This window comes from Halomonas dongshanensis (assembly GCF_024790395.1).
GTDB lineage: Bacteria > Pseudomonadota > Gammaproteobacteria > Pseudomonadales > Halomonadaceae > Vreelandella > Vreelandella dongshanensis.
Window position 1 is genome coordinate 23,086 of the sequence record NZ_JAJISC010000012.1, and the last position, 6,273, is coordinate 29,358.

Below are 6,273 nucleotides of genomic sequence, written 5' to 3' on the forward strand. Positions count from 1 at the left end.
GACACGCATTGCATGGAAACAAGGAAATCGCTCACATGAACGTGCAGAAAATGACCGACCTGCCTCTCGAAGGTAAGCGCGTACTGATTCGCGAAGATCTCAACGTGCCGATCAAGCATGGCCGCGTGACCAGCGATGCGCGCCTGCGCGCGGCGCTGCCCACGATCAAGGCCGCCACCGAGGCGGGCGCCTGCGTCATGCTGATGAGCCATTTGGGCCGCCCGACCGAAGGCGAAGCCGCCGAGGAGTTCTCGCTGGCGCCGGTCGCCAAGCGCTTGGGCGAGTTGCTCGAACGCTCGGTGCCCCTGGTGAGCGACTACCTTGATAGCCACGTCGACGTTGCCCAAGGCGAGGTGGTACTGCTCGAAAACGTGCGCTTCAACGCCGGTGAGAAAAAGGACGATGAAGCGTTAGCCCAGCAGTACGCGGCGCTATGCGATGTCTTCGTCATGGACGCCTTCGGCACCGCCCACCGCGCCCAAGCCTCCACCCACGGTGTGGCGTGCTTTGCCAAGCACGCCTGCGCTGGCCCGCTGCTGGCTCAAGAGCTTGATGCCCTGGAGCAGGCGCTGGCCTCGCCCAAACGGCCGATGGCGGCAATCGTCGGCGGCTCCAAAGTCTCGACCAAGCTCGAGGTGCTCAACGCCCTAGCCGACAAGTGCGATCAGTTGATCGTCGGCGGCGGCATTGCCAATACCTTCATCGCCGCAGCAGGCTACAATGTGGGCAAGTCGCTCTACGAAGCCGACCTGCTCGATAAAGCCAAGGCGCTGATGCAGAGCGCGACCATTCCGCTGCCCACCGATGTGGTGGTCGCGACCGAGTTTTCCGAGTCGGCGACGGCAACGGTCAAGCCGGTAGATCAAGTCGGTGACGACGAGATGATTTTGGACATCGGTCCCGAGACCGCCGCAGCGCTTGCCGCCATGCTCAAGGAAGCGGGCACGATCTTGTGGAACGGGCCGGTCGGCGTCTTCGAGATCGATCAGTTCGGCAAGGGCACCGAGGTGATCTCGCACGCCATCGCCGATAGCGCTGCTTTCTCCATTGCAGGCGGCGGCGATACTCTGGCGGCCATCGACAAGTACGCCATCGGTGAGCGTATCTCTTACATCTCGACCGGCGGTGGTGCTTTCTTGGAGTACGTTGAAGGCAAAACGCTGCCCGCCGTGGCCGCCCTCGAGGCGGCTGCCGAGCGTAACTAAACGGACTCGGACGCAGTAGAACGACGTACCGGTGCTGCGCGCCGGGAGTCGATACGATTTTTTCATCACGACATGGATAAGGTGACACATGGCTCTGATCAGCATGCGCCAGATGCTCGACCACGCCGCTGAGTTCGGCTACGGCATCCCGGCTTTCAACGTCAACAACCTCGAACAAATGCGCGCCATCATGGAAGCCGCCGACAAGACCGACTCACCGGTCATCGTTCAGGCATCGGCAGGCGCACGTAAGTACGCGGGTTCGCCCTTCTTGCGCCATCTCATTCTGGCGGCGGTCGAGGAGTTCCCGCACATTCCGGTAGTCATGCACCAGGACCATGGCACCAGCCCTGCGGTATGCCAACGCTCCATTCAACTCGGCTTCTCCTCGGTGATGATGGACGGCTCGCTGGGTGAAGACGGCAAGACGCCTACCGACTACGCCTACAACGTCGATGTCACCCGCCGCACCGTCGAGATGGCGCATGCCTGTGGCGTCTCGGTCGAGGGCGAACTCGGCTGCCTGGGTAGTCTCGAAACCGGCATGGCCGGGGAAGAGGATGGCATCGGCGCCGAAGGCAAGCTCGACATGGAGCAGCTTCTGACCGATCCGGAAGAGGCCGCTGAGTTCGTCAAAGCGACTCAGGTCGACGCCCTAGCCATCGCCATCGGGACCAGCCACGGCGCCTACAAGTTCACCAAGCCGCCGACGGGCGATACGCTCTCGATCCAGCGGATCAAAGAGATCCATGCGCGTATTCCAGACACCCACCTGGTCATGCACGGCTCCTCTTCGGTGCCCCAGGAGTGGCTCGAGGTGATCAACCAGTACGGCGGCGAGATCCCAGAAACCTACGGCGTGCCGGTCGAAGAGATCGTCGAGGGCATCAAGCACGGCGTGCGCAAGGTCAACATCGATACCGACCTGCGCTTGGCCTCTACCGGTGCCGTACGCCGCTTCCTGGCGCAGAACCCGGCCGAGTTCGATCCGCGCAAGTACCTCAAGGAGACCGTAAGCGCCATGCGTGATTTGTGTATCGCGCGCTACGAGGCCTTCGGCACGGCGGGTAATGCCAGCAAGATCAAGCCGATCAACCTGGAAGCGATGTATCAGCGCTACGCCAGCGGCGAGCTCGACCCCAAGGTTAAATAAGCGTCACTGCGCGCGTTAACCTTATAGCGAAGGCGGCCCCAAAGGCCGCCTTCGTTTTTTTGCATTCAAAGCGCCCTTTTCATTCGTAAAAAAGTTACAAAACAGTGTTCACAAAGTAAAAAAAATTTCGTTCAATAGTCGGGTTGACTTTTGACCGACGCCGCAGCGCTTAGGCTGCAAGGATCATCGATGCCCCTCCCCCTGTTGCTGTTCGATTGCGATGGAACACTCGTCGATAGCGAACCCCTACTTGCCGAAGAGATGGCCGTTGGCCTCAATGCCATTGGCCTACCCTTTGCGCCGGGTGACTACCTGGGTGAATTTCGCGGGGCGCGCTTTCGTCATATCGTCGCCTCCCTGCAGGCACGCCATGGCCAAGTAGCGCCGGAGCGAATCGCGGCCATGGAGGCCGCCATGCGGGCCAATTTGGCCAAGCGTATGGCCACCGAACTGACCACCATTGATGGCGCTGTCGAGGCACTACAAGCACTCTCGGCGCATCCCAATGCCATCGTCTCCAATGGTCCTGAAAGCAAGATCCGCTCGGCGCTGGCCGCCACGCGCCTTAGCGACTATTTCGCCCATCGTCTGTTCAGCGCCTATACCGCCAACTGCTGGAAGCCCGAACCCTGCCTGCACTTACACGCGGCGAGCATCATGGGCTTTGCCGCTAGCGACTGTATCGCCATCGACGATGCACTCGTCGGCGTACGCGCTGCGCTAGCAGCGGGCATGACGGTGGTGCACCTCAACCGTTTCCCCGAGGTCGAGCCTACGCCCGAGGGCGCGATCATGATCGAGAGTATGCACGCGCTTCCAGGCGTGGTAGAACGGCTGACCCAAGAGCGCTGGACGGCGCCGGCGTTTTATCAGCGACCCGTCCAGCACGCCGTTTCCCTGCGCTAGGAGCAACCCATGGCGTCACTGCGCGACCAACTCGGTGGTCTCGTCTATTCGACCGATCAGGGCAAGACCTGCCCTGACTGCCGCGAAGCCGTTGCGGCTTGCCGCTGCGAGGATAGCGAAGAACAGGATCGCCTGGCAGCGCTCGATGGCATCGTGCGCATCCGGCGCGAAACCAGCGGACGTAAAGGCAAGGGTGTGACCACCATCAGCGGCGTCCCGCTGCCCCAAGACGAACTCAAAGCGCTTGCAAAAACGCTCAAGAAACGCTGCGGCACCGGTGGCGCACTCAAAGAGAGCGTCATCGAGATCCAGGGCGATCACCGCGATACCCTGAAGCTTGCCTTGAGCGAAATGGGATATCGCGTCAAACTGGCCGGAGGCTAGGACAAACGTTCGTCGACATAGGCGCTCGTCGAAACAGGGCAATACACCTTCATGGCATGGCTCGAATACCTGCTACCGCTGATCTTTCTCTTTCCCATGGCCGCCATGGGCGGCATTGTGCTGGCGCTACGTAGCCTGCACGATGCGCGCGTTGAGTCGCCCTTCGATGCGCCTCTTCGTGAACCCGGCCAAGCACTAAGGCGACGGCTGGACAAAGCTTTCTCTAGTCTGTTTTTGAACGGTGCTCTCGGCCCTATCGTGAGCCTCGCGCCGCTGGTTTATGGTATGGGGCGCATGCTCTTCGTACATCGCCAGGACTGGCTCGAATGGGCGCTGTATGGCCTGCTCAGTACATTGCTGGTGCTGGCGTTCTCGCTGCTATTGATCCGTGACTACCAGCGTATCCGTCGCCTCAAGCTGGGCCTTGCTTGCGAGCTGGCGGTGGGGCAGGAGCTATCGCGGCTCGTCCACCCCGAAGCGCACCCCTACTACGTTTTCCATGACGTACCCACCGATAGCTTCACCATCGATCACGTCGTGGTCACCCCGCACGGTATCTTCGTCGTCGAGACGCGCGCGCGAACACGCGCCATCGGCTCCAACGGCAAAGAGCTAAAGAGCGTGGCGGTGGAGCGCGAACGGCTGCGCTTCCCCCACTGGAACGAGCGTCGACCGCTACTCAAGACGCGTCAGGCGGCTGCTTGGCTTTCCCAATGGCTGGAGCGTCGCTGTGGCGTTCCCGTGCCGGTACGTGGCGTGCTGGTACTGCCGGGTTGGGAGATCGATACCAGCGACGCCGCAGGCGATATTTTGGTGGTCAGCGGCGAGCGGCTCTCCAAGCAGTTGCTCGATCTCAAACCAGGCGAGCTTAGTACCCCCATCCACGACAAGATCATCTTTCTGCTCATGGAGCGGGCGCGGCTGATGGAGCTCAAGCACCTGAGCCAGCCCTCGGTGTAAGCGCGGCTAGTCGCCGCGCAGCCGCCCGCCCATCTCTTGCGCTAGATCGACCGCGTAGTGATCGGTCATCCCCCCAATGAAGTCCAGCATTCGCCGGTAGCTATCGTAAAGCGTCCAAGAGGCATCAGGAGTGTTCTCACCGATCAACGCCAGTACCCGTTGATGCTTGAACGATAGCTCGCCGGTGTGGTGCAGCTCGAAGGCGGCACCGATGAAGGCTTCCAGCAGAATACCCAGCGTCGTATAGGCGCCAATCTCGAGCTTGGCCTTGCGCTCGTTTTGGAAGATGCGCTCGCGAGCCAGCTGCTTGGCGGCACGCACACCGTGGCCCAGCTCAGGATGGCATAGCTCCAGTAGATCACGCTCCAGGCCACCTTGAAGCAGCGTCTTCTCGTGCTCGACGAAGACCGCGCTCACTTCGTTTACCGCGCGCTCCATGGCGGCACCACGCAGCAGGGCGATACGCCGACGCTGCGATACCCGTCGCGCCTGCATGCCCGCATACTCGGGGGGCAGCTCGCCGGCGATCTGACGCAGAACATCGACGACCTCTTCGTAGCGCAGAATGCCCATCTCTAGACCATCCTCGAGATCGAGCAGGGCGTAGCAGATGTCATCGGCCGCCTCGACCAGCCAGGCCAAAGGATGGCGGCACCAACGCTGATCACCTTGAGGAAGCAATCCAACCGCCTCGGCCACCTGGGCAAGCAACGCCTGTTCGGATTGATAGCAGCTGAACTTTCCCATGTCGCCGCCGTACGGCACGGTCCAGGGATACTTGAGCAGCGTACCGAGCGTCGCCGCCGTCAACCGCATACCGCCATTGAACTGGTTGTACTCGATCTGAGTGATGACGCGAAAGCCCTGGGCGTTGCCTTCGTAAGTGAGCAGGTCCTGCCGCTCGGCGGCTGAGAGGCCATCCAAAAGCCCGCTGCGCTCGGCACGCTGAAACCAGTCACGAATGGCGTATTCGCCCGCATGCCCAAAGGGAGGATTACCAATATCGTGGCCAAGGCAGGCCGTCTGGATGATGACCCCGAGATCCGCTGGTGTGATCCATTCGGGCAGGCGTTCGCGCAGAAGTTCCCCTACGCTCATACCCAGCGAGCGACCAACGCAGCCGACTTCGAGCGAATGGGTAAGGCGGGTATGGATATGGTCGTTTTCGGTGAGCGGGTGCACCTGGGTCTTGCGCCCCAAGCGCCGAAAAGACCCCGAAAACACGATGCGGTCGTGATCCTTGTGAAAGGGGCTACGGCCGATTTCACGGCTCGTTGATGAGCGCTTGTCGTGCAGACGCTGCGGCGACAGCAGCTGCTCCCAACACATTTCGTTCGTGGCGCGCGATTGAGTCATGGGTAAGCGTCCTCCTTGAACCCACCATTCTGGCATAGGTGGCCGCCACGCGCGCTGATTTATCTAGCCCTTTACCTAGCCCTTTATCTAGTCCTTTATCTGGCCCTTTTACTTCGCTCTCTTGTCCCGCTGCTTTTATTCCACCCACAGCAAAAACCCCGAGCACATGTGTACTCGGGGTTTGCTATATAAGTGCCTGACGATGACCTACTCTCGCATGGGGAGGCCCCACACTACCATCGGCGCTGAGCGGTTTCACTACTGAGTTCGGCATGGGATCAGGTGGTTCCCGAACGCTATGGTCGTCAG

Annotated in this window: 6 protein-coding genes and 1 rRNA gene; 5 read left to right on the forward strand and 2 right to left on the reverse strand. The window is 61.0% G+C overall.

Translation table 11 applies throughout. The features are described 5' to 3' along the window. The first annotated feature begins 35 nt into the window (after positions 1–35). The 5 genes from LLY24_RS18225 (at position 36) to LLY24_RS18245 (ending at position 4,608) form a co-directional block, all read left to right on the forward strand. Positions 36–1,205: a phosphoglycerate kinase gene (locus LLY24_RS18225; protein ID WP_259037744.1), complete on the forward strand. Its 1,170-nt coding sequence runs from the start codon at positions 36–38 to the stop codon at positions 1,203–1,205. An 88-nt stretch (positions 1,206–1,293) separates the two neighbouring features. Then, entirely contained in the window at positions 1,294–2,358 is a 1,065-nt protein-coding gene (gene fba, locus LLY24_RS18230) for a class II fructose-bisphosphate aldolase (protein WP_259037745.1), read from the forward strand. 189 nt (positions 2,359–2,547) lie between these two features. After that, complete coding sequence (locus LLY24_RS18235; RefSeq protein WP_259037746.1) at positions 2,548–3,264, forward strand: HAD family hydrolase; 717 nt, start codon at positions 2,548–2,550, stop codon at positions 3,262–3,264. A gap of 9 nt (positions 3,265–3,273) precedes the next feature. Further along, entirely contained in the window at positions 3,274–3,648 is a 375-nt protein-coding gene (locus LLY24_RS18240; RefSeq protein WP_259037747.1) for a translation initiation factor Sui1, read from the forward strand. Positions 3,649–3,699: 51 nt separating this feature from the next. Next, entirely contained in the window at positions 3,700–4,608 is a 909-nt protein-coding gene (locus LLY24_RS18245; RefSeq protein WP_259037748.1) for a nuclease-related domain-containing protein, read from the forward strand. Between the two features lie 6 nt (positions 4,609–4,614). Here the strand turns inward: LLY24_RS18245 and LLY24_RS18250 are convergent, their stop codons facing one another. Both LLY24_RS18250 and rrf read right to left on the reverse strand, forming a co-directional pair. Beyond that, positions 4,615–5,964, reverse strand: coding sequence for a deoxyguanosinetriphosphate triphosphohydrolase (locus LLY24_RS18250; protein WP_259037749.1), 1,350 nt, complete (start codon positions 5,962–5,964; stop codon positions 4,615–4,617). 194 nt (positions 5,965–6,158) lie between these two features. Next, positions 6,159–6,273, reverse strand: a 5S ribosomal RNA gene (rrf, locus tag LLY24_RS18255).

Bases quoted from the DNA above. Each gene is read 5' to 3' on its own strand.
- LLY24_RS18240 (WP_259037747.1), top strand. From the start codon at position 3,274: ATGGCGTCACTGCGCGACCAACTCGGTGGTCTCGTCTATTCGACCGAT.
- LLY24_RS18245 (WP_259037748.1), top strand. From the start codon at position 3,700: ATGGCATGGCTCGAATACCTGCTACCGCTGATCTTTCTCTTTCCCATG.
- LLY24_RS18235 (WP_259037746.1), top strand. From the start codon at position 2,548: ATGCCCCTCCCCCTGTTGCTGTTCGATTGCGATGGAACACTCGTCGAT.
- fba (WP_259037745.1), top strand. From the start codon at position 1,294: ATGGCTCTGATCAGCATGCGCCAGATGCTCGACCACGCCGCTGAGTTC.
- LLY24_RS18250 (WP_259037749.1), bottom strand. From the start codon at position 5,964: ATGACTCAATCGCGCGCCACGAACGAAATGTGTTGGGAGCAGCTGCTG.
- LLY24_RS18225 (WP_259037744.1), top strand. From the start codon at position 36: ATGAACGTGCAGAAAATGACCGACCTGCCTCTCGAAGGTAAGCGCGTA.